Below are 20,232 nucleotides of genomic sequence, written 5' to 3'. Positions count from 1 at the left end.
GTGGGTTACGCGCCGGGCCAGACCGTGTACGAGCGGTCACCGGGTACCCATACTGGCGCGTAACAACGCACAAGTGAAGCCCCGCGGCGGCAATTGGTGCTGCCCGCCCACCGGATCGACTGGCCGGTCGGGGAGAATGGCGGCCGTGCCCGACCACACTGAACAGTCCGCCGCGCTCTTCGAGAGGGCTTCCGCAGTCACCCCGGGCGGGGTCAACTCTCCCGTGCGTGCGTTCCGCGCCGTCGGCGGCGTGCCGCGTTTCATGGCATCGGGTGACCGATGTCACATCACCGACGTCGACGGCCACCGCTACCTCGACCTGGTCTGCTCCTGGGGGCCGATGCTGCTCGGCCACGCGCACCCGGAGGTGACCGCCGCCGTCCAGGCCGCGGTCTCCCGCGGGACGTCGTACGGGACGCCGACCGAGACCGAGGTGCTGCTCGGCGAGGAGATCGTCGCCCGGACCCCGGTGGACAAGGTCCGGCTGGTGTCGTCCGGGACCGAGGCGACCATGTCCGCGCTCCGGCTGGCCCGCGGGTTCACCGGGCGCGCGAAGATCGTGAAGTTCGCCGGCTGCTACCACGGTCACGTGGACGCGCTGCTCGCTCAGGCCGGCTCCGGCGTGATCACCCTCGGCATCCCCGGCACGCCGGGTGTCACCGAGGCCACCACGGCCGACACGATCGTGCTGCCGTACAACGACCAGGCCGCCGTCACCGCCGCCTTCGCCGAGTACGGCGACCAGATCGCGGCCGTGATCACCGAGGCGTCCCCCGGCAACATGGGCGTGGTCCCGCCCCGCGACGACTTCAACGCGTTCCTGGCGCGCACCTGCACCGAGAACGGCGCGCTGTTCATCTCCGACGAGGTGATGACCGGCTTCCGGATCACCCGCTCCGGTTGGTACGGCGTGGACGGCGTCCAGCCGGACCTGATGACGTTCGGCAAGGTGATGGGCGGTGGTTTCCCGGCCGCCGCGTTCGGTGGCCGGGCCGACGTGATGGCCCACCTGGCCCCGGAGGGCTCGGTCTACCAGGCGGGCACGCTGTCCGGGAACCCGGTGGCGACCGCGGCCGGCCTGACCACGTTGCGGCTGGCAACCGACGAGGTCTACCGCCGGCTCGACGAGACGTCGGCCACCATCCAGCGCCTGGTCGGGACCGCGCTGGAGAAGGAAGGTGTGCCGCACGTCATTCAGGCCGCCGGGAACCTCTTCAGCGTCTTCTTCGTGGAGTCCATGGAGGGATCCGCCGAGATCCGGGACTTCGCCGGTGCGAACGCCCAGGTGCTGCCCCGGTTCGCGGCGTTCTTCCATGCCATGCTGGACGCCGGCGTCTACCTGCCGCCGAGTGCCTTCGAGGCGTGGTTCGTCAGTTCCGCCATCGACGACGACGCGCTGGCCGAGCTGGAGTCCGCCCTCGCCCCGGCGGCCCGGGCGGCCGCCGCAGTACAGAACTGAGAAGGCTGTGTCGAACTTGATTGAGGGGCAGCGGTGACCGAAACGACGGTCGTGCACCTGATGCGTCACGGCGAGGTGCACAACCCGACCGGGGTGCTCTACGGCCGGATCCCCGACTTCCACCTGTCCGAGCTCGGCCGCGCCATGGCCGAGCGTGTGGCCGAGCACGTGAAGGGCCGCGACATCGTGCACCTGGTCAGCTCGCCGCTGGAGCGGGCCCAGGAGACGATGGAGCCGATCGCCAAGGTGTTCGGCCTCACCCCGGACATCGACGAGCGGGTGATCGAGGCGGCGAACCTGTTCGAGGGCAAGAAGTTCGGCGTCGGCGACGGCGCGCTGCGCCAGCCGAGTGCCTGGTGGCTGCTGCGCAACCCGTGGAAGCCGTCCTGGGGTGAGCCCTACAGCCAGCTGGTCCGGCGGATGCGGGACGCGATCGAGACCGCCCGGCAGAAGGCCGCGGGCCACGAGGCGCTGATCGTGTCGCACCAGCTGCCGATCTGGATCGTCCGGTCCGCGATCGAGAACCGGCGGATGCTGCACGACCCGCGCAAGCGCCAGTGCAGCCTGGCCAGCCTGACCTCGTTCACCTTCCACGGCGAGTCGATCGTCTCCGTCGGGTATGCCGAGCCGGCCAAGGATCTGCTGCCGGTCAAGAACCCCAAGAAGTTCGTGGGTGGCGCCTGATGTTTCGCCGTACGGCGTTTGCCGTCGCCGCAGTGCTCCTGGTCGCGGGCTGCAGCTCCGGCCAGGACGCTGCGGAGAACCGGCAGGGACAGACCGGGTTCGTCAGCGGGAACGGCCGGGTGGCGTCGTTCCCGGCGGGCGAGCGGGTGGCCGCGCCGGACTTCGGCGGTACGACGCTGGACGGGGCGGCGTGGCAGTTGACCGACGCCAAGGGCAAGGTCGTCGTGCTGAACGTGTGGGGTTCGTGGTGCGGACCGTGCCGGGAGGAGGCGCCTGCCTTCGGTGAGGCCGCGACCGAGCTCGGCGAGTCGGTGCAGTTCATCGGGCTGAACACCCGGGACCTGGACAAGGCGGCGCCGAAGAGGTTCGTCGACGTGTTCAAGATTCCGTACCCGAGCATCTACGACCCGCAGGGCAAGCTGCTGCTGAAGTTCCGCGGCCAGAAGATCTCGGCCAGCTCGATCCCGTCCACCCTGGTGATCGACAAGGAGGGCAAGGTCGCGTCCCGGGTGCTCGGGCCGGTGACGAAGCAAACGCTTCTCGGAATGGTGAAAGACGCGAGTAGCTGATGGGTGAGTGGTTCGCCGACTCGATGACGGGGTCGATGCTGCTGGCACTGCCGATCGCGGTGCTGGCCGGTGCGATCTCGTTCTTCTCGCCGTGCGTCGTCCCGTTGCTGCCCGGCTACCTGTCCTACGTGACCGGGCTGTCCGCGGCCGAGCTCGGGTCGAAGGCCCGCGGGCGGATGCTGGCCGGGACGGCCTTGTTCGTGGCCGGGTTCTCGGCCGTGTTCATCCTGACCGGGGTGGTGTTCGGCGCGGCCGGTGACGCGCTGCTCGAGCACCAGACTGTGATCACCCGGGTGCTCGGCGCGGCGACCGTCGTACTGGGCCTGGTGTTCCTCGGCGGTTTCGGGTTTCTGCAGAAGGACCTGCGGGTGCACCGGGTGCCGGCGGTCGGGATCGCGGCGGCGCCGCTGCTCGGCGTACTGTTCGGATTCGGCTGGACGCCGTGCATCGGACCGACGCTCGGGACCGTGATGACGCTGGCCGCGACCGAGGGCAGCGCCGGGCGGGGCGCGGCGCTGGCGGTCGTGTTCAGCCTCGGGCTGGGGATTCCGTTCATCGTCGCGGCGCTGGCGTTCCGGCGGATGCTGAGCGCGGTGGCGTGGGTCCGGGCCCACCAGGTGCTGGTCATCCGGATCGGCGGTGTGCTGATGATCGCGGTGGGACTGCTGCTGCTGACGGGAGTGTGGGATTCGATGACCGCCGATCTGCGGCAGTGGGTCAGCAACTTCGGGTCGGCGGTGTGACATGACCGACGTCAAGGACCGCGTCACCGCGCCGCCGGAGCCCCCGGCGCCGCCGGCACTGGGATTCGTGGGCTGGCTGCGCTGGACCTGGCGGCAGCTCACGTCGATGAAGACGGCGCTGGTGCTGCTCTTCCTGCTCGCGCTCGGCGCCGTCCCCGGATCGCTGATCCCGCAGACGGCGATCGACCCGATCAAGGTGGCGGACTTCCTCGAGGCGCACCCGAAGCTCGGGCCGCTCTACGACAAGCTCGGGCTCTTCGACGTCTACAAGTCGGCCTGGTTCTCGGCCATCTACCTGCTGCTGTTCATCTCGCTGATCGGGTGCGTCGTGCCCCGGCTCGGCGTGTACCTGAAGGCCCTCCGGGCCCGCCCGCCGAAGCCGCCGCGCAACCTCAACCGGCTGCCCGGCTACCAGAGCTTCACCGTCGACGAGCCCGGTGACGTCCTGGAGGTCGCCACCCGCGAGCTTCGCAAGCGGCGGTTCCGGGTGCAGGCCTACGACGGCGCCGTCGGGGCCGAGCGTGGTTACCTGCGCGAGGCCGGCAACCTGCTCTTCCACTTCTCCCTGATCCTGGCCCTGATCGGGGTCGCCTGGGGCTCTCTGTTCGGCTACCGCGGCACCGTGCTGGTTGTCGTCGGCAACGGTTTCTCCAACTCCCTGGCGCAGTACGACGACTTCGTGCCGGGCCGCGTGTTCAGCGAGGACGGCCTGCCGCCGTTCTCGCTGACCGTGAAGGACTTCCAGGTGAAGTTCCAGGAGGACGGGCCGCAGCGGGGCGCGGCGCGCGAGTTCAACGCGCAGCTGACCTACCAGGAGACGCCGGACGCGCCGGAGAAGTCGTACGACCTGAAGGTCAACCACCCGCTCAAGCTGGACGGCAGCAGCGTCTACCTGCTCGGCCACGGCTACGCGCCGCGGGTGACGGTGAAGGACGGGAACGGGCAGGTCGCGTTCTCCGGGCCGGCGCCGTTCCTGCCGCAGGACGGCAACTTCTCGTCCTTCGGTGTGATCAAGGCGCCGGACGCCCGGCCGGCCCAGCTCGGGTTCGAAGGGTTCTTCCTGCCGACCGCGGTGATCGACCAGCGCGGGCCGGTCTCGGTGTTCCCCGACGACCTCAACCCCGAGCTCGTGATGACGGCGTACTACGGCCGGCCGCAGCCGGAGACCGGGAAGCCGGAGTCGGTGTACCAGCTGGACAAGTCGAAGCTGACCCAGTTCGAGAAGGACGGCGACAAGCTGCGGTTCCAGATGGCGCCGGGGCAGACCACCACGCTGCCGGACAAGATGGGCTCGATCACCTTCGACGGGTACAGCCGCTGGGTGAAGCTGCAGGTCAGCCACACTCCCGGCACCGACCTCGCGCTGGCGGGCATCCTGCTGGCGATCCTCGGGCTGATGGGGTCGCTGTTCGTGCACCCACGCCGTACCTGGGTGCGGGTCCGGACCGAGGACGGGCGTACCGTGGTCGAGGTCGCCGGACTGGACCGCGGACCCGAGCGCGGCCTCGGTGACGAGCTCCAGGCCATCAGCAAGGCACTACAACCAGACCGTTCGAGCACGCAGGAGAAACCATGAGCCCGGAGACCTACGCGCAAGTCTCCAACCTGCTGATCCCGACCGCCACGGTCATCTACGCCCTCGCCATGGTCTCCCATGCCCTGGAATGGGCGCTGGGCCGCGCCGCGGTCGTTCGCGAGACCACCGAGGCAGAAGCCCCGACCGAGGCCCTGGTCACCACCGCCTCGCTCGCATCCGCCTCCGGCTCGGCGGGCTCTGGCTCTTCTGACGCGCCGGCTGCCGGCTCCTCCTCCACCATCGGCGCCGACGGCGCCGCTCGGTCTGAGCGGATGGCGGCTGCGAGCCGTGTCGGTGTGTTGCTGACTTGGTTGGCGTTCGTCCTGCACCTGGGTGGTGTGCTGACCCGTGGTCTGGCGGCGGAGCGGGTGCCGTGGGGCAACATGTACGAGTTCTCGATCACGGCGTCCCTGGCGGTCGCCGCGGTCTACCTGATCTTCGTGCACCGCTACAAGCTGCAGTGGCTCGGCCTCGGCGTGACGCTGGTCGTGGCCGCCGTACTCGGCCTGGCGACGCTCGCGCTCTACACACCGGCCGGTCCGCTCGTGCCGGCCCTGCACTCGTACTGGCTCGTCATCCACGTGTCCGCGGCCGCGATCTCCGGCGGCGCGTTCACCGTCGGCGGCCTGGTCTCGGTGCTGTACCTGATCAAGGCCCGCGCCGAGCGACGCGTGCTTGCCGGGGGCACCATGTCGGCGTCGCTGCGCCGGCTGCCGAGCGCCGAGGCGATGGACGGCACGGCGTACAAGGTGCTCGCGTTCGCGTTCCCGCTGTGGACGTTCGGCGTACTGGTGGCCGGCCCGATCTGGGCCGAGTACGCCTGGGGCCGCTACTGGGGCTGGGACCCGAAGGAGGTCTGGTCGCTGGTCACCTGGGTCGTGTACGCCGCCTACCTGCACGCCCGCGCGACGGCGGGCTGGCGGGGCCGCCGGGCCGCGGTGATCGCGATCGTCGGCTGGTTCGTCTTCCTTTTCAACTTCGTCGGAGTGAACCTGTTGGTGTCCGGCCTGCACTCCTACGCTGGGATCTGAGATGAAGGAGTTCGCCATCTACACCGGCCTGCGGGCGGCCCTGTTCGCCGTCTGCCTGGCCGTGCTGTGGTTCGCCTTCCGGAGCTGGCTGACGATCTGGCCGATCGCCCTGGTGGCGCTGATCGTCTCCTCGATCCTGTCGATCTTCGTGCTCCGCGCCGCCCGGGACCGGCTGGCCGGCAAGATCGAGCAGCGCGCCGAGAAGATCTCGCACCGGATCGAGCAGGCCCGCACCGCCGAAGACGACGACTGACCCTCCGAACCACGAACAGCCTCCACGGATCCCGTGGAGGCTGTTTCTTTGGGTGCGGCGTACCACCGGGACCACTGGTACGGAGAGTGACGTAGGCCACTCCAGCAATCTGCGGAAAATCCTTTGTGCGTTCCTTCACATGAGTCGTAGAGTGATGGATGAAACGAAACCGTTTCGTTCTATCGGTGACTAGTCGTTTACGCAGGGTGATGAATGGTGGAGTCAGCAGGGGTCCGGCAGCGTCCTCGGGTCGAGGGCGGTCGCGAGGAGGAGATCCTCGACGCGACCGTGGCCGTGGTGGCCGAGCTGGGGTACGACCGGCTGACCATGGACGCGGTGGCGACGGCCGCCAAGGCCAGCAAGGCGACGCTGTACCGGCGCTGGTCCACCAAGGCCGACCTGGTCGTCGACGCGATCAGCCGGGCGAAGGGCTGCCCGCTGCCGGAGGACGTCGACACCGGCAGCCTGCGGGGTGACCTGATCTCGATGTCGTGCGGCGACGGCGGTTTCACCGACGAGCTTCCGATGTCGGTGATCGCCGGCCTGCTGACCGCGTTGCACCGCGACGACGACCTGCAGCGGGCGTTCCAGGAGCGGTTCCTGGCGCCTCGGCTCGACGTGACCCGCGCGGTCTACCAGCGGGCCGTGGAGCGGGGTGAGATCGCGCCGGACGTCGACGTGCAGCTGCTGTCGACCACGCTGCCGGCGGTGATCATCCACCACGCCTACATCCTCGGCGTCGAGCCGACCGACGACCTGATCCTCCGAGTGATCGACAACGTGATCCTGCCTGCGGCGCGGGGGTCGCAGGCGAGCTGACCGGTTGAGGGGCCGGTCCGCGATCGAACAACGCAACTACGCCCAAGAGGGGAAACTTTTCATGTCCGAAGACGTCGTCAAGGCCGATCCGCCGGACCGGCGGCCGGCCGACACGGTGCCTGGCCAGGCTGCCGCGGAGGCAGGCAACGGCCACGGTCACCGTCATCTCGGCATCGCGCTCGCGCTGATCAGCATGGCGCAGCTGATGGTGGTGCTGGACGGCACCATCGTCAACATCGCGTTGCCGCACATCCAGACCGAGCTCGGCTTCAGCAACGCCAACCTGCCGTGGGTGGTGAACGCCTACGCGCTCGCCTTCGGCGGTCTGCTGCTGCTCGGCGGCCGCATCGGGGACATCATCGGCCGCCGCAAGGTGTTCGTCTTCGGTGTCGTGCTGTTCGGTCTGGCCTCGTTCGTCGGCGGTATCGCCCAGAGCGAGGGCGTGCTGTTGGCCAGCCGGATCCTGCAGGGTGTCGCAGCCGCGGCGGCCTCACCGAACGCGCTGGCGCTGATCACCACCACCTTCCCGGCCGGCAAGGAGCGCAACCGCGCGATGGGCGTGTACGCCGCGATGTCCGGCGCCGGTGCGGCCGTCGGCCTGATCCTGGGCGGCGCGCTGACCGAGGCCGACTGGCGGTGGACCTTCTTCATCAACACGCCGATCGGCCTGATCGTCGCCGTACTGGCCTTCCGGTTCCTGGGGGAGTCGCCGCGGCAGACCGGCAAGTTCGACCTGCCCGGCGCGATCACCGGCACGGCCGGTCTGACCTCGCTGGTCTACGGTCTGACCCACGCGGCCACCGAGGGCTGGGGTGACACGCTGACGCTGACCTACATCCTCGGCGGTCTGGCGCTGATCGCGATCTTCCTCGGCATCGAGGCCCGGTCCCGGCACGCGCTGATGCCGTTCCGGATCCTGGCCAACCGGACCCGCGGGGTCAGCTTCTTCGTGATGCTGGTCGTCGGCGCCGCGATGTTCTCGATGTTCTACTTCCTGGGCATCTACGTGCAGAACATCATGGGCTACAGCGCGATCAGGACCGGTTTCGCGTTCCTGCCGTTCAGCCTGGGCATCGTGGTCGCGGCGCAGGTCGCCTCGTCGCTCGTGGCGCGGATGGACCCGCGCTGGATCTCCGGCGCCGGTGGCGTGCTGGCGGCCGGCGGGATGCTCGGCTTCAGCCAGCTCGAGGTGGACTCGACGTACTGGACCCACCTGCTGCCGTTCATCCTGCTGCTGTCGTTCGGCATGGGTCTGATCTTCGTGCCGCTCACGCTGACCGCGGTCAGCGGTGTGGCGAACGAGGACTCCGGTGTCGGCTCCGCCGTACTGAACACGGTCCAGCAGATCGGTGGCGCGGTCGGCCTGGCGTTGCTCGGCACGATCTCGACCAGCGCGATCAAGGACCGGTTCACCGAGCTGGCCCCGGGTCTGCAGAAGGCGGCGCAGTCCGGCTCGACGCCGGAGCAGCTGAAGCAGCTCGAGGGGCAGTTCACCGCGGTGGCGACCACGCACGGGTTCACCCGCGCGTTCCTGTGGTCGACGTTCCTGATGCTGGGCGCGGCCGTGGTCACGATCGTCGGCCTGTCCATCAAGCACAAGGACCTGGCCACCGACGGGCAGTCCGGCCCGGTCCACGTGGGCTGAGCCTCGAAACTCGAAGGGCCCGCTTCCCGGGAGGGGGGAAGCGGGCCCTTCGGCTGTCTGCGGTCAGGGACGCGGCGGGAACCTGGAGGAGACCCAGTCGCGGACGCCGCCCAGGCCGTCGCCCATGTCGCGAAGCAGTTTGGCCAGCGGGTCCTGGGACCGGGCGAAGGCCTCGGAGTAGGACTTGGCCGCGTTCTTCGCCTCCTGCGACATCGACGCGGTGGCGTCGTCCTGCCGCTTCGGGTAGGTGCCGGAGACGATCGTGGTGTACTCACCCTCGTCCACCCAGCGCCGCAGCTCGTGCGCCCGGATGACGGCCAACGGGTGCGACTGGGCCTCGAGCAGCAGCAGCTTGAGCACGCTGTCGCGCAGGTCGCCGGCGCTCTCGTACTCCGTGCCCTGCGCAAGGAACGCGGTCGTGTCGAGCTCGCCGAGCTGACCGCCGCTGGCCAGCTTCATCTGGACGCGCAGCGCGACCGCCGGGTCCTGTACGGCGAGCAGGCCGGCCCGGTCGCCGGACAGCTCGGCCTTGCGGGACCACTCGTGCAGGGCGGCGATGATCGCGCGGATGCCGAGCGCGCCGATCGGCACCCAGTTCACCGCGCCGGTGAGCCGCATCAGCCAGAACAGCAGCGACTGGTAGAGCGCGTGCCCGCTCTGCGCGTGGCCGAGCTCGTGACCGAGGATGAACCGGAGCTCCTCCTCGTCCAGGCCCTGCAGCAGCGCGCTGTTGACGACGATGAACGGCCTGTCCATGCCGATCGTGACGGCGTTCCAGATCGGGCTGTTGGTGACGTACAGCTCAGGCAGCTGGCGTACGTCGAGCGTCACGCCGGCCTCGGTGAACAGCCGGTGCACGGTGGGGAACTGCCGCTCGTCGACCCGGATCGCCGAGCCGAGGAACTGCAGCCGGAAGGCCCGCTCGTTGATCAGCCCGGACAGCTTCCGCAGCACGAAGTCGAACCCCTTCAGCTGCCGCAACGCCACCAGCGCACCCCGGTCCGCCGGGTGCTCCCACGCCCGCGAACTGATATCCGTCAACGTCGCCCGCTGCCGAGTCGGCCGCTCATCGTGCCCGCTCATCACTCCCCCTGCCAGTCGACACCATCTCCCCACAACCTAGCTCGCCCCCAGGGTCGCCCACCCGAACCCAGAGATTCACCCGCTCCGCGGGAGCCGGGGCGTGGCGCGGTGTGCGGCCCAGCGCGAGGAAGACCTTCAGCAGGGTGGCGAGTACGGCGGAGACGCCGAGCAGCACCGCGACGCCGTACGGCAAGAGCTGGTCCGAACCCATGAGCACCATGCGCCTCATCGTTCCGGCGCGGCGCCCCGTGACCGAGCGTAGGAATACTCAAATGTGGGCCTTAGCATCTAGCCTGGCCCGCATGAGTGAGGTTGATGGGGTGTGTCGCGAGATTGATCGGCGCGACGAGAAGGCTCGGGCCTGGGTGGCCGAGGCGATCCGGATCGTCGACGCGGACGCGAACAGGAGCGCGGACACGCACCTGCACGTGTTCCCGATGCCGGACCTCACCGGGGTCGACCTGTACCTGAAGGACGAGTCCGTCCACCCGACCGGCTCGCTCAAGCACCGGCTGGCGCGCTCGCTGTTCCTGTACGCGCTGTGCAACGGCTGGATCCGCGAGGGCACCACGGTGATCGAGGCGTCCAGCGGATCGACCGCGGTCAGCGAGGCGTACTTCGCCCGCCTGCTCGGCCTCCCGTTCATCGCGGTGATGCCGCGCTCGACCAGCCCGGAGAAGGTCGAGCTGATCGAGTTCTACGGCGGCCGCTGCCACTTCGTCGAACGGTCCGGCCAGATCTACGGCGAGGCGAAGCGGCTGGCCGAGGAGACCGGCGGCCACTACATGGACCAGTTCACGTACGCCGAGCGCGCCACCGACTGGCGTGGCAACAACAACATCGCCGAGTCGATCTTCGGCCAGCTGAAGCTCGAGCAGCACCCGATCCCCACCTGGGTCGTGGTCGGCGCCGGCACCGGCGGCACGTCGGCCACCATCGGCCGCTACGTCCGCTACCAGCGCTACGACACCTCGGTCTGCGTGGTCGACCCGGAGAACTCGGCCTTCTTCCCCGGCTACGAAGCCGCGGACGACGACTTCTCCACCGGCCGCCCGTCCCGCATCGAAGGCATCGGCCGCCCGCGCGTCGAGCCGTCGTTCGTCCTCGGCGTGGTCGACCGGATGATCTCGGTCCCCGACGCCGCCTCGATCGCCGCGATGCGCTTCTGCTCCCGCGTCACCGGCCGCCTGGTCGGCGGCTCCACCGGCACCAACCTCTGGGGCGCCCTCCGCCTCGCCGAGGAGATGCGCCGCACCGGCACCCGAGGCAGCATCGTCACCCTCCTCTGCGACAGCGGCGAACGCTACGGCAACACCTACTACGACGACGCCTGGCTCCGCACCAACGGCATCGACATCACCCCCTACATGACCACCCTCGAAACCTTCGCCACCAACGGCCGCTGGCGCGAACCAGGCGCGTAGATCTTTCCCGCGCGTACTGCGCGGGCTCCCACCCACTGGGGTGTACCAGGGTTGTTGGACAGGTGCTCTTGGTTGAGAGGATTTGTTCATGGCTGAGAAGCGTCGCCGGTTCAGCCCGCAGTTCAAGGCTGAGGCCGTGCAGATGGTGATCGGGTCGGGGCGGGCGATCAGTGATGTGGCGCGGGATCTGGGATCGAGCGGCAGACGCTGAACAAGTGGGTGAACGACTACCAGCGCGCCCATCTGGGCCGCAGTGAGCCGTTTCCCCGCGCGCCGGGGCCGGCGTCGGGTGTGCCGCGGTCTCGGGAGGAAGAACTCGAGGCGGAGGTGCGCCGGTTGCGGCTGGAGAACGAGTTCCTGAAAAAGCCGCGGCCTTCTTCGCCAAGACCTCGCAGTAGCAGTGCGGTGCGGGCTGGGGTCATCGCGAGCGCAGTCGGCTCGACGGCGAGCGCCGGCCGGGCAGTCGATCGCGGGCGGCAGCCCGCAAACACCGGCGATAGCCGGAAAGGATGCTATGGGCGGGCGGGAGCGCGCGTAGCTGGCCCGATGAAGGAGGGACTGCGTAGCACGCGTGGAAGGACTAGCTGCCGAGGGTGAGGCCGAGGGCTAGGCCTGCTGCGTAGGCGAGTTCGGTGAGGCCGGTGGCTTTTAGGACGGGGATCAGGGCTGGGCCTACGGCGTCGCTGGTGACTACGCGGACTGCTTTGGCGGCCAGGGGGAGGGCGATTAGGGCCAGCAAGGCCCACGGGGTCGCTAGCGCCGAGACGATCGCGAGGATGAAGGCGAGTGCGATCAGGGCGGTGTACAGGTGGCGGGAGCGGGGGGCGCCTAGTACGACGGCCAGCGTGCGCTTCCCGGTGACGGTGTCGGTCGGGATGTCGCGGAGGTTGTTGGCTACCAGGAGGGCGCAGGCGATTGAGCCGATGGCTACGGCTCCGGCGAGCGCCGTCCAGTGGAGGGTTTCTGCCTGCACGTAGGTGGTGCCCAATACGGCGACCAGGCCGAAGAACAGGAAGACGCTGACCTCGCCGAGGGCGCGGTAGCCGTACGGGCGCTTGCCGCCTGTGTAGAACCACGCGCCGACCAGTGAGGCCGCGCCGGCGATCAGCAGCCACCAGTTGGACGTGGCGCAGAGGATGACTCCGAGTACGGCGCCTACACCGAAGCAGGTGAACGCTGCGGTCTTCACCTGTCCCGGTGTGGCGACCTTGGAGCCAACCAGGCGCAGTGGGCCGACGCGGTTCTCGTCGGTGCCGCGGATGCCGTCGCTGTAGTCGTTGGCGTAGTTGACCCCGATCTGTAGGGTCAGGGCGACGCCGAGGGCGAGCAGGGCCTTCCACCAGACGAAGCCGTCCAGGTAGGCGGCTGCACCGGTTCCGACGAGGACGGGAGCGATCGCGGCGGGCAGCGTGCGTGGGCGCGCGCCTTCGATCCACTGGGCAGGTGTGGCCATGACTGCCGATTGTGTCAGCCACACCCACACCAGCCGCGAGCAGGGCAGCCACACCCACGCCGTACGCTCGTTGCTGACATGTCTACGTTGCGCCTGGTCCCCGGTACGCCGGATGCCGTGTTGTCCGCGCTTGCCGCCGTACTGGATGGCACGGGTACGGCGTTCGCGCCGGTCCCGTCGGATCCGGCGGCCGCGGCCCGGGTCCGGCAGGCGGCCGCGCCGGACGAGCCGCTGGAGGACGACTGCGCTGTGGTGCTCACCACATCAGGGTCGTCCGGCGAGCCAAAGGGCGTGCTGCTGTCCCGTGAGGCACTGCTCGCCTCCGCGACCGCCACGCACGACCGCCTCGGCGGTCCGGGCCAGTGGCTGCTGCCGATGAAGCCGTACTTCGTCGGCGGCCTGCAGATCCTCACCCGATCCGTAGTCGCCGGCCTTTCCCCTGTAGTCGCCGAAGAGAGCTTCAGCGAAGCAACAGCAGCGATGACCGGCCCGCGCCGCTACACCGCGATGGTCCCGACCCAGCTCGCGCGCTACCTGGACACCGACGCCGACGCCCTGCGCGAGTTCGACGCGATCATCATCGGTGGCGCCGCGACGCCGGCCCCGCTGAAGGCCCGCGCGGCCGAGGCCGGAGTCACCGCCATCCCGGCGTACGGGATGACAGAGACCGGCAGCGGGTGCGTCTACGCCGGCGAGTCGCTGGAGGGTACGGCGATCGCCTTCGACGCCGGCCGGATCCTGATCAAAGGCCCGACACTGTTCTCCGGTTACCGACGGCGGCCCGCGTTGACGGCCGAGGTGCTCCAGGACGGGTGGTTCCGCACGCAGGACCGCGGCGAGCTCGTCGACGGCCGGCTGCGGGTGATCGGCCGAGTGGATGACGTGGTGATCTCCGGCGGCGTCAACATCACGCTGCCGACCGTCCAGGCCCGGTTGCTCGAGCATCCGCGGCTGAAGGATGCGGTCGTGCTCGGCGTGCCCGACGCGGAGTGGGGGACTCGGGTGGTCGCGTTCGTCGTGGGTGAACCCGGCCGCGACGAGCTGCGGGACTTCGTGGCCGAGGTGCTGCCGCGGACCTGGGCGCCGCGTGAAGTGATCCAGCTGCCCGCGTTGCCGATGCTTGCCTCGGGCAAGGTTGATCGCCAGGCGCTGCAGGAGGGCGTGCGGTGATCACGTACTCGATCGGCCTCAAGAACAAGTTCCGAGGCATCACCGTGCGCGAGGGCATGCTCTTCGAAGGACCGGCGGGCTGGGCCGAGTGGAGCCCGTTCCTGGATTACGACGACGCGACCTGCGTGTCCTGGCTGCGGGCGGCGCGGGAGGCGGCCGTCGACGGGTGGCCGGCGCCGGTGCGGGACGCCGTACCGGTCAACTGCACTGTGCCTGCTGTCGGTCCCGAGCGGGCGGCCGAGATCGTGCGGGCGTCCGGCTGTCGCACAGCCAAGGTGAAGGTGGCTGAGCCTGGCCAGTCGCTCACAGACGACCTAGACCGCGTGGAGGCGGTCCTGGATGCGATCGGAGCCGGGCGTGTGCGCGTTGACGCGAACGGCGCCTGGTCTGTGGATGAGGCAGTGCAAGCACTACGAGAGCTCCGGCGCTTCGACTTGGAGTACGTCGAGCAGCCGTGCGCGCGGGTAGAGGATCTCGCGGCCGTCAGACGCCGTACTGACGTGCCCGTGGCTGCGGACGAGTCGATCCGGCGGGCCGAGGACCATTTGCTGGTGAAGAAGCTGGACGCTGCGGACATCGCCGTACTGAAGGTCCAGCCCATCGGCGGAGTGCGTGCATGCCTGGACATCGCTGAGCAGATCGGCCTCCCTGTGGTGGTGTCGTCAGCGCTCGAGACGTCAGTGGGCATCGCTGCGGGCGTTGCGCTCGCTGCCGCGCTTCCGGAGCTGCCCTACGCGTGCGGGCTGGCCACGGTGTCGATGTTTACCAGCGAGGTCGTTGCCCAGCCGCTGCTACCGGTGGACGGATTCCTGCCGGTACGCCGGGTGCAGCCGGACCCGACGTTGCTGGACGCTGCCCGGGCGGATGCAGCCCGTACTGCGGTGTGGGAAGAGCGCATGAGCCGAGTGCAGATGAGGAGTGCCGGATGAACCCGTCCACGGCGTTTGCGACTGTGGTGGTCGACGAACTGATCCGCAACGGCGTACGGGAAGCCGTAGTGGCACCGGGCTCCCGCAGCGCGCCACTGGCGCTCGCACTCGCTGCAGCGGACCGTGACGGCCGGCTGCGGCTGCACGTCCGGATCGACGAACGTACGGCGGGCTTCCTGGCAATCGGCCTGATCCGGGGGACCGGACTACCGGTGCCTGTAGTGACCACGTCCGGTACGGCGGTGGCCAACCTGCACCCGGCCGTGCTGGAGGCCTCGCACAGCGGGTTACCCCTGATCGTGCTGAGCGCCGACCGGCCGCCGGCGTTGCGCGGGAGCGGCGCCAACCAGACGACGGACCAACTCAAGGTGTTCGGCTCTGCGGTGCGGCTGTTCCACGAGATGGGCACTCCGGTGCGTGAGGTCGGCCAGGTGGCGTACTGGCGGTCGCAGGTCGCCCGGGCCGTGGCCAACGCGGTCGGTGCACGGTCGGCGGACCCGGGGCCGGTGCAGCTCAACTGCCCACTAGCCGAGCCACTGGTGCCTACCGATGGACCGGAGTGGCCTGAGTCGTTGGACGGTCGCAGTAGTGGGCCGTGGACTGCAGTGCATGCTGCCGCCGGGCAGCCGTCGGCCGTCCAGCCTGGGCCGAAGACTGTCGTCGTCGCGGGCGACGGTGCGTCACAGGCGGCGCGGTTGGCGGCCGAGGCGGGTCAGTGGCCGTTGTTCGCCGAGCCGTCCAGCCGGGCGCGGACCGGTCCTTCGGTCATCTCGGCGTACCGGCTGTTGCTGCAGGCAAACTCTTTGGCCGCGGAGATCGAGCGGATCCTGGTGTACGGGCACCCGACGCTGTCGCGGCCGATCGCCAAGCTGCTCGCGCGGCCCGACGTCGAGGTGATCGTGGTGTCACCGGCCGGGCTGTGGCCGGACCCGGCCCGGCGTGCGTCGTCGGTCGTCACCGGGCTGGAGGTGGCCGGAGCCGACACGACGGACTGGCTCGAGCGCTGGCAGCATGCGGACCAGCTGGCCCGTCCGGTCATCGACAAGGCGCTCGCGGACGGTCTGACCGGCCCGGGCATCGCTGCGATCGTCGGCGAGGCGGTCGGCGCCGACGGCATGCTCGTGGTCGCGTCCTCGAACCCGGTCCGCGACCTCGACCTCGCTCCCGTCGTCCCGATCCGAACCATCGCCAACCGTGGCCTGGCGGGGATCGACGGCACCGTCTCGACGGCTGTCGGAGCCGCGCTGGCCAATGCGGGACCGACGTACGCGCTGATCGGCGACCTGGCCTTCCTGCACGACGCCAACGGCCTGATCATCGGTCCGGACGAGGCCCGTCCCGACCTGCGCATCATCGTGGTCAACGACAACGGCGGCGGCATCTTCTCCACCCTCGAACAGGGCGACCCGACCCACGCCACCCACTTCGAGCGAGTCTTCGGTACGCCGCACAACACCGACCTGTCGGCCCTGTGCGCAGCCACCAACACCCCCTACACGCTGGCCGAAACCCCGGACGCCCTGCGTACGGCGCTCAGCCCGACAGTCGCCGGTCTGGACGTGGTGGAGGCGCGCGTGTCCCGCACCGGCCACCGACCGCTGAGCGAAGCGCTGGTGGCGGCGCTCAAGCAGCAGTGACGGGGACCCGGGTCTTCTTGGCGGGCTGCAGCTTGCGCAGGTGATTGAGCAGCGGTGCGATGGTCGCGATGGCCAGTGCCGTCGTGGTGAGGATCGGAATGGTGGCGCCGCGCAACGAGGAGTTGAGCGGCGCCGCGATGGTGAAGATCAGGCTGACCGCCGTGATGGTGGTGGTTAGCCGTCGGCCGGGCCGAGCGACGGCCAGGAACGGCAGGCACCACAGGAAGTACCAGTCGTGCGCACTGGGGCCTAGCAGCACCACCGCGAGCAGAGCGATGCCCACTGCCCGCGCCGCGTGGTGGATCGACGACCGCAGACTCAGTACGGCGATCAGACCGATCGCCAGCAGCATCCCGGCGAGGCGCACCAGCTGTAGTGCTTGCTCGGCAGCCGTGTCCTCACCCAGCCACGCCAGTACGCCGGATGCCGCCATGCCGATCAGGTTCGCGATGGAGAACGGCGAGCGCACCAGCCCGGGCACATCGAGCGCACTCAGCCACCCGGACCCCACGCCGGTCAGCTCGCCGATGGTCACCAGCGTGAGCACCGACACCGCACCGGCGATCGCCAGACTGGCGAACCGCAGCGCCCGCCCAGCGCGCGGACTCATCACTGCGGCGATCGCGATCACCACCAGCCCGCCAGGCAGCTTCACCGCGGCCGCAGCGCCTGCTACGACTGCCGCCGTACCCCAATGGCCCGTCAGAGCGAGAGCAAACGCGCTACAGGCCAGTCCGAGCATCAGTACGTCGTTATGCGCCGCGCCGATGCCGTGCATGATCAGCATCGGGTTGGCGACGACGAGCCAGGTCGCTACCACTGGGTCGACCCGGCAGGCGGTCGCCAGTCGCGGCACAGCCCAAGCGATCAGCAGCAGGCCGACCACGGCCAGCAGTCGGTGGGCGAGCATCAGGACGTACGGGTCCAGGGTCAGGTGTGCGACCAGACCGCCGTACGCGAGAGGTAGTGGGCCGTACGGCGCCGGCGTCTGCATCCACATTGGGTCGACTGCCTCGACGATGTGACCGGACAGCACCCCGGGCCCCACGTCGTACGGGTTGTAGCCCTCGGCCACGAGTGCACCCTGCGCGGCGTAGCTCCACGCGTCCCGGCTGAACAACGGCGGGATCAGCAGCAGGGGAGCGGTCCAGGACGCCGTCATGCGCAGCAGCGGCAGTCGTTCGCCGGCCATCACGTGCCGGCCCACGGACAGCCAGGCCCAGGCCATCAGCCCGAGCCCGGCCACCATGAAAGACAGTCCGACCATCCGGCCGGGCAGCGAGGCCCGCAGTTCGCCGGTGATCGGGAACGACGCCACCCACGAGGAGGGCGGCACCACCGAGGTCACCAGGCTCGCCATGGCGACTACGACGGAGCCGACCACCCCACGGACCATCGGCGAGCGCATGAGCGGAAGCTAACCGCCGTGGGCGACACCCCGATGAACAGCGGCTTGCGTCAGGCGGATTCCTTGCGGAAGGTCCGGGCCCCGACGGTCAGGCCGACGATCGTCAGCAGCACCACCCAGAACAGGCCCCACAGCGACGAGCTGTTGTCGATGTCGCCGCGGAACAGCGCCCGCACACCGTTCACCACGTGCTTCAGCGGGCTGATGTCGGACAGCCGCTGCAGCCAGGTCGGACCGATCTGCATCGGCAGCAGGATGCCGGACAGCAGCAGGAGCGGCATGGCGATCCCGTTCAGCAGCGGGGCCAGCGCGTCCTCGCTCTTCGTGATGAGCGCGACGGAGTACGACAGCGACGCGAACGTCGCGCCGAGCAGGGCCACGATCACCAGCGACAACAGCACGCCGCCCCACGGCGCCCGCAGGCCGAGCGGGATCGCGGCGATCAGCAGCACCAGCGTCTGCACGACGAGTACGACGACATCCCGCAGTACCCGCCCTGCCATCAGGGCCATCCGGGACGCCGGGGTGACGCGGTCGGCCTCGATCACGCCCGCCCGGTACTCGGCGATCAGACCGAAGCCGACGAACATCGCGCCGAACATGCCGAGCTGGACGATCAGGCCGGGGATGAACACCTGGTAGGCGTTCGTGGTCGCGCCCTCGCTGATCTGCGCGGTGATCGGCTTCAGCAGCGGGCCGAACAGGAACAGGTACATCAGCGGCTGGCTGAGCATCAGGATCGCCCACATCGGGTTCCGCAGCGTCAGCCGCATCGCCCGGTGGAACACGATCCAGGTCTCCCGGAGCACGGTCATGCCACGACCTCCTTCTCCTGCTGGGCCGGGGCTTCCTCGTCACGCAGCGAGCGGCCGGTCATGGTCAGGAACACATCGTCCAGCGTCGGGCGGTGCACCTCGACGCCGTTCAGCTCGATGCCCTGGGCATCGATCTGGCGGAGCAGGCCGGGCAGGACGGAACCGCCGCGCGGGATCCGGAACCCGACCACGTCACCGTCGGTCTCGAACTCGGTCGCGCCGTCCAGCTCCTGGACGATCTTGGTCACCGTGGGCGCGTGGCCGGCGTCGGCGAGGCTGAGCCGGACCGCGTCGCCGGAGACCTGCTGCTTCAGGGTGTCCGGGGTGCCGGAGGCAACGATCTTGCCATGGTCGATGACCAGGATCCGGTCGCAGAGCGCGTCCGCCTCGTCCAGGTAGTGCGTGGTGAGGAAGATGGTCGCGCCGCGGTCGCGGAGACCGCGGATGTGCTGCCAGAGGTTCGCCCGGGCCTGCGGGTCGAGGCCGGTGGTCGGCTCGTCCAGGAACACCAGCCGCGGGTCGTGGATCAACCCCATCACGATGTCCAGCCGGCGCCGCTGGCCGCCGGACAGCGTCTTGCACTGCCGCCGCCACAGGCCCGGCAGGTCGAGCTCCTCGAACAACCGCTGCCCGTCCGCGGCCGCTTTGGCCTTCGGTACGCCGTACAGCCGAGCATGATCGACGACCTCGTCGCCCGCGATCGCCTCCGGCAGGGTCGAACCGCTCTGCGGCACGTACCCGATGCCACGCCGTACGCCGACCGGGTCCTTGGCCAGGTCGTACCCAGCCACCGTCGCGGTGCCCGCGGTCGGCTTGATCAGCGTCGCCAGCATCCGCATCGTCGTGGTCTTGCCGGCCCCGTTGGGCCCCAGAAAACCGACGATCTCCCCGTCGGCCACCTCCAGATCAACCCCCTGCACGGCCTCCACCGGACCGCGCTTGGTCTTGAAAGTGCGCGCCAATCCACGCGCTTCGATCATCATGCGAACAGTCTCGGTGATCAACTTTGAATAGTCAACATTGATTAGATGTATCTCCCCCACGCGTGCTCCGCGGGCACTCCTCGTCGCTGCGCTCCTCGTCGCACCCACTACGCGCGCTGCCCGCCCACCCGGAGTTCCTTGCGGGCTGCCGCCCGCAGTTGCGCGCTGCCGCGCGCCTCGACCGCCTCGTGGTCGCCGCCAACTCGCGGTCGAGCCAACTCGCGGTCGAGCCAACTCGCGGTCGAGCCAGCTCGCGCGAGGGCTGTCGCGCACCAGCTGGACGGACGCCGGCGGGCCACGGCTGCGCTGACCACCGACATCACGTGGTGCACGTGCTGCTGCGCTTCCGAGCAGCACCGAAGCGGCGTGCCCCGCCCCCACGTGCCGGGACCCTACCGCGGCAAGCGCTGGCCGTCCTTTGATTTCACGCCCGAGCGTGCGGCCGTCCAGGAGCCCCCCGACCACGCCAGCGGCCGACGAGTGGCGTCAGCCCAGCCGTCACCGCGGGCGGCAGCCCGCAAGTCGCGGCGGCAGCCGCAAATCCCGGGCGC

At 69.6% G+C, this 20,232-nt stretch carries 20 protein-coding genes and 1 pseudogene; 14 read left to right on the top strand and 7 right to left on the bottom strand.

Annotated elements, in window-relative coordinates; all coding sequences use genetic code 11:
• Positions 1-136: 136 nt before the first annotated feature.
• The 9 genes from hemL to ACWCOV_RS04550 all read left to right on the top strand — a co-directional run bounded on the left by hemL (position 137) and on the right by ACWCOV_RS04550 (position 8,779).
• On the top strand, positions 137-1,459 hold the full coding sequence (gene hemL / locus ACWCOV_RS04590) for a glutamate-1-semialdehyde 2,1-aminomutase (RefSeq protein ID WP_449827836.1): 1,323 nt from the start codon (positions 137-139) through the stop codon (positions 1,457-1,459).
• 60 nt (positions 1,460-1,519) lie between these two features.
• Complete coding sequence (locus tag ACWCOV_RS04585; RefSeq protein ID WP_449827992.1) at positions 1,520-2,143, top strand: histidine phosphatase family protein; 624 nt, start codon at positions 1,520-1,522, stop codon at positions 2,141-2,143.
• Entirely contained in the window at positions 2,143-2,712 is a 570-nt protein-coding gene (locus ACWCOV_RS04580) for a TlpA family protein disulfide reductase (RefSeq protein WP_449827835.1), read from the top strand. The genes ACWCOV_RS04585 and ACWCOV_RS04580 overlap by 1 nt, the downstream gene beginning before the upstream one ends.
• A complete protein-coding gene (locus ACWCOV_RS04575; protein WP_449827834.1) occupies positions 2,712-3,455 on the top strand; it encodes a cytochrome c biogenesis CcdA family protein in 744 nt (247 codons plus the stop codon). The genes ACWCOV_RS04580 and ACWCOV_RS04575 overlap by 1 nt, the downstream gene beginning before the upstream one ends.
• Before the next feature lies 1 nt (position 3,456).
• The gene (resB, locus tag ACWCOV_RS04570; RefSeq protein ID WP_449827833.1) at positions 3,457-5,031 is read left to right on the top strand and encodes a cytochrome c biogenesis protein ResB; all 1,575 of its coding nucleotides are present in this window, start codon (positions 3,457-3,459) and stop codon (positions 5,029-5,031) included.
• A complete protein-coding gene (gene ccsB, locus ACWCOV_RS04565; protein ID WP_449827832.1) occupies positions 5,028-6,062 on the top strand; it encodes a c-type cytochrome biogenesis protein CcsB in 1,035 nt (344 codons plus the stop codon). Before resB ends, ccsB begins: the two co-directional genes overlap by 4 nt.
• A gap of 1 nt (position 6,063) precedes the next feature.
• The gene (locus tag ACWCOV_RS04560; RefSeq protein WP_360525761.1) at positions 6,064-6,315 is read left to right on the top strand and encodes a DUF4229 domain-containing protein; all 252 of its coding nucleotides are present in this window, start codon (positions 6,064-6,066) and stop codon (positions 6,313-6,315) included.
• A 213-nt stretch (positions 6,316-6,528) separates the two neighbouring features.
• Positions 6,529-7,134 (top strand): TetR-like C-terminal domain-containing protein, encoded by a 606-nt coding sequence (locus ACWCOV_RS04555; protein WP_360525758.1) that lies wholly within the window; start codon positions 6,529-6,531, stop codon positions 7,132-7,134.
• Positions 7,135-7,195: 61 nt separating this feature from the next.
• Complete coding sequence (locus tag ACWCOV_RS04550) at positions 7,196-8,779, top strand: MFS transporter (protein WP_449827831.1); 1,584 nt, start codon at positions 7,196-7,198, stop codon at positions 8,777-8,779.
• A 63-nt stretch (positions 8,780-8,842) separates the two neighbouring features.
• Here ACWCOV_RS04550 and ACWCOV_RS04545 read toward each other — a convergent pair whose 3' ends face one another.
• Together ACWCOV_RS04545 and ACWCOV_RS04540 are read right to left on the bottom strand one after the other, a co-directional pair.
• Complete coding sequence (locus tag ACWCOV_RS04545) at positions 8,843-9,862, bottom strand: M48 family metallopeptidase (protein WP_449827830.1); 1,020 nt, start codon at positions 9,860-9,862, stop codon at positions 8,843-8,845.
• Complete coding sequence (locus ACWCOV_RS04540; protein WP_449827829.1) at positions 9,846-10,082, bottom strand: hypothetical protein; 237 nt, start codon at positions 10,080-10,082, stop codon at positions 9,846-9,848. The genes ACWCOV_RS04545 and ACWCOV_RS04540 overlap by 17 nt, the downstream gene beginning before the upstream one ends.
• Before the next feature lie 82 nt (positions 10,083-10,164).
• On the opposite strand from ACWCOV_RS04540, the gene ACWCOV_RS04535 reads away from it, so the two are divergent.
• Positions 10,165-11,286, top strand: coding sequence for a PLP-dependent cysteine synthase family protein (locus ACWCOV_RS04535; RefSeq protein WP_449827828.1), 1,122 nt, complete (start codon positions 10,165-10,167; stop codon positions 11,284-11,286).
• Positions 11,287-11,374: 88 nt separating this feature from the next.
• Positions 11,375-11,491, top strand: a pseudogene (locus tag ACWCOV_RS04530) (transposase); the annotation flags it as partial.
• Positions 11,492-11,866: 375 nt separating this feature from the next.
• Here the strand turns inward: ACWCOV_RS04530 and ACWCOV_RS04525 are convergent.
• Positions 11,867-12,739: a 1,4-dihydroxy-2-naphthoate polyprenyltransferase gene (locus ACWCOV_RS04525; protein ID WP_449827827.1), complete on the bottom strand. Its 873-nt coding sequence runs from the start codon at positions 12,737-12,739 to the stop codon at positions 11,867-11,869.
• A 78-nt stretch (positions 12,740-12,817) separates the two neighbouring features.
• Between ACWCOV_RS04525 and menE the strand changes: the two genes are divergently transcribed.
• Genes menE through menD form a run of 3 tightly spaced genes read left to right on the top strand, consistent with a single transcriptional unit; the run spans position 12,818 to position 16,475 of the window.
• Positions 12,818-13,909 (top strand): o-succinylbenzoate--CoA ligase, encoded by a 1,092-nt coding sequence (gene menE, locus ACWCOV_RS04520; protein WP_449827826.1) that lies wholly within the window; start codon positions 12,818-12,820, stop codon positions 13,907-13,909.
• A complete protein-coding gene (locus tag ACWCOV_RS04515) occupies positions 13,906-14,838 on the top strand; it encodes an o-succinylbenzoate synthase (protein ID WP_449827825.1) in 933 nt (310 codons plus the stop codon). The genes menE and ACWCOV_RS04515 overlap by 4 nt, the downstream gene beginning before the upstream one ends.
• Entirely contained in the window at positions 14,835-16,475 is a 1,641-nt protein-coding gene (gene menD, locus ACWCOV_RS04510; protein WP_449827824.1) for a 2-succinyl-5-enolpyruvyl-6-hydroxy-3-cyclohexene-1-carboxylic-acid synthase, read from the top strand. The genes ACWCOV_RS04515 and menD overlap by 4 nt, the downstream gene beginning before the upstream one ends.
• Here the strand turns inward: menD and mptB are convergent.
• From mptB to ACWCOV_RS04490, 4 genes are all read right to left on the bottom strand, one after another.
• Entirely contained in the window at positions 16,462-17,883 is a 1,422-nt protein-coding gene (gene mptB, locus ACWCOV_RS04505; RefSeq protein ID WP_449827823.1) for a polyprenol phosphomannose-dependent alpha 1,6 mannosyltransferase MptB, read from the bottom strand. The genes menD and mptB overlap by 14 nt on opposite strands.
• Positions 17,884-17,933: 50 nt before the next feature.
• The gene (locus ACWCOV_RS04500; protein WP_360525725.1) at positions 17,934-18,698 is read right to left on the bottom strand and encodes an ABC transporter permease; all 765 of its coding nucleotides are present in this window, start codon (positions 18,696-18,698) and stop codon (positions 17,934-17,936) included.
• On the bottom strand, positions 18,695-19,681 hold the full coding sequence (locus tag ACWCOV_RS04495; protein ID WP_449827822.1) for an ATP-binding cassette domain-containing protein: 987 nt from the start codon (positions 19,679-19,681) through the stop codon (positions 18,695-18,697). The genes ACWCOV_RS04500 and ACWCOV_RS04495 overlap by 4 nt, the downstream gene beginning before the upstream one ends.
• Before the next feature lie 107 nt (positions 19,682-19,788).
• Complete coding sequence (locus ACWCOV_RS04490) at positions 19,789-20,013, bottom strand: hypothetical protein (RefSeq protein ID WP_449827821.1); 225 nt, start codon at positions 20,011-20,013, stop codon at positions 19,789-19,791.
• Positions 20,014-20,232 lie beyond the last annotated feature (219 nt).

It is taken from the genome of Kribbella sp. NPDC002412, from assembly GCF_053592935.1.
The sequence above is the reverse complement of the archived record's forward strand: the minus strand, read 5'-3'. Positions and strand labels throughout refer to the sequence as shown.

Bases quoted from the DNA above. Each gene is read 5' to 3' on its own strand.
- ccsB (WP_449827832.1), top strand. From the start codon at position 5,028: ATGAGCCCGGAGACCTACGCGCAAGTCTCCAACCTGCTGATCCCGACC.
- resB (WP_449827833.1), top strand. From the start codon at position 3,457: ATGACCGACGTCAAGGACCGCGTCACCGCGCCGCCGGAGCCCCCGGCG.
- ACWCOV_RS04545 (WP_449827830.1), bottom strand. From the start codon at position 9,862: ATGAGCGGGCACGATGAGCGGCCGACTCGGCAGCGGGCGACGTTGACG.
- ACWCOV_RS04540 (WP_449827829.1), bottom strand. From the start codon at position 10,082: ATGGTGCTCATGGGTTCGGACCAGCTCTTGCCGTACGGCGTCGCGGTG.
- ACWCOV_RS04580 (WP_449827835.1), top strand. From the start codon at position 2,143: ATGTTTCGCCGTACGGCGTTTGCCGTCGCCGCAGTGCTCCTGGTCGCG.
- ACWCOV_RS04585 (WP_449827992.1), top strand. From the start codon at position 1,520: ATGCGTCACGGCGAGGTGCACAACCCGACCGGGGTGCTCTACGGCCGG.
- hemL (WP_449827836.1), top strand. From the start codon at position 137: ATGGCGGCCGTGCCCGACCACACTGAACAGTCCGCCGCGCTCTTCGAG.
- ACWCOV_RS04550 (WP_449827831.1), top strand. From the start codon at position 7,196: ATGTCCGAAGACGTCGTCAAGGCCGATCCGCCGGACCGGCGGCCGGCC.
- ACWCOV_RS04575 (WP_449827834.1), top strand. From the start codon at position 2,712: ATGGGTGAGTGGTTCGCCGACTCGATGACGGGGTCGATGCTGCTGGCA.
- ACWCOV_RS04560 (WP_360525761.1), top strand. From the start codon at position 6,064: ATGAAGGAGTTCGCCATCTACACCGGCCTGCGGGCGGCCCTGTTCGCC.
- ACWCOV_RS04525 (WP_449827827.1), bottom strand. From the start codon at position 12,739: ATGGCCACACCTGCCCAGTGGATCGAAGGCGCGCGCCCACGCACGCTG.
- menE (WP_449827826.1), top strand. From the start codon at position 12,818: ATGTCTACGTTGCGCCTGGTCCCCGGTACGCCGGATGCCGTGTTGTCC.
- menD (WP_449827824.1), top strand. From the start codon at position 14,835: ATGAACCCGTCCACGGCGTTTGCGACTGTGGTGGTCGACGAACTGATC.
- mptB (WP_449827823.1), bottom strand. From the start codon at position 17,883: ATGCGCTCGCCGATGGTCCGTGGGGTGGTCGGCTCCGTCGTAGTCGCC.
- ACWCOV_RS04495 (WP_449827822.1), bottom strand. From the start codon at position 19,681: ATGATGATCGAAGCGCGTGGATTGGCGCGCACTTTCAAGACCAAGCGC.
- ACWCOV_RS04555 (WP_360525758.1), top strand. From the start codon at position 6,529: ATGGTGGAGTCAGCAGGGGTCCGGCAGCGTCCTCGGGTCGAGGGCGGT.
- ACWCOV_RS04535 (WP_449827828.1), top strand. From the start codon at position 10,165: ATGAGTGAGGTTGATGGGGTGTGTCGCGAGATTGATCGGCGCGACGAG.
- ACWCOV_RS04500 (WP_360525725.1), bottom strand. From the start codon at position 18,698: ATGACCGTGCTCCGGGAGACCTGGATCGTGTTCCACCGGGCGATGCGG.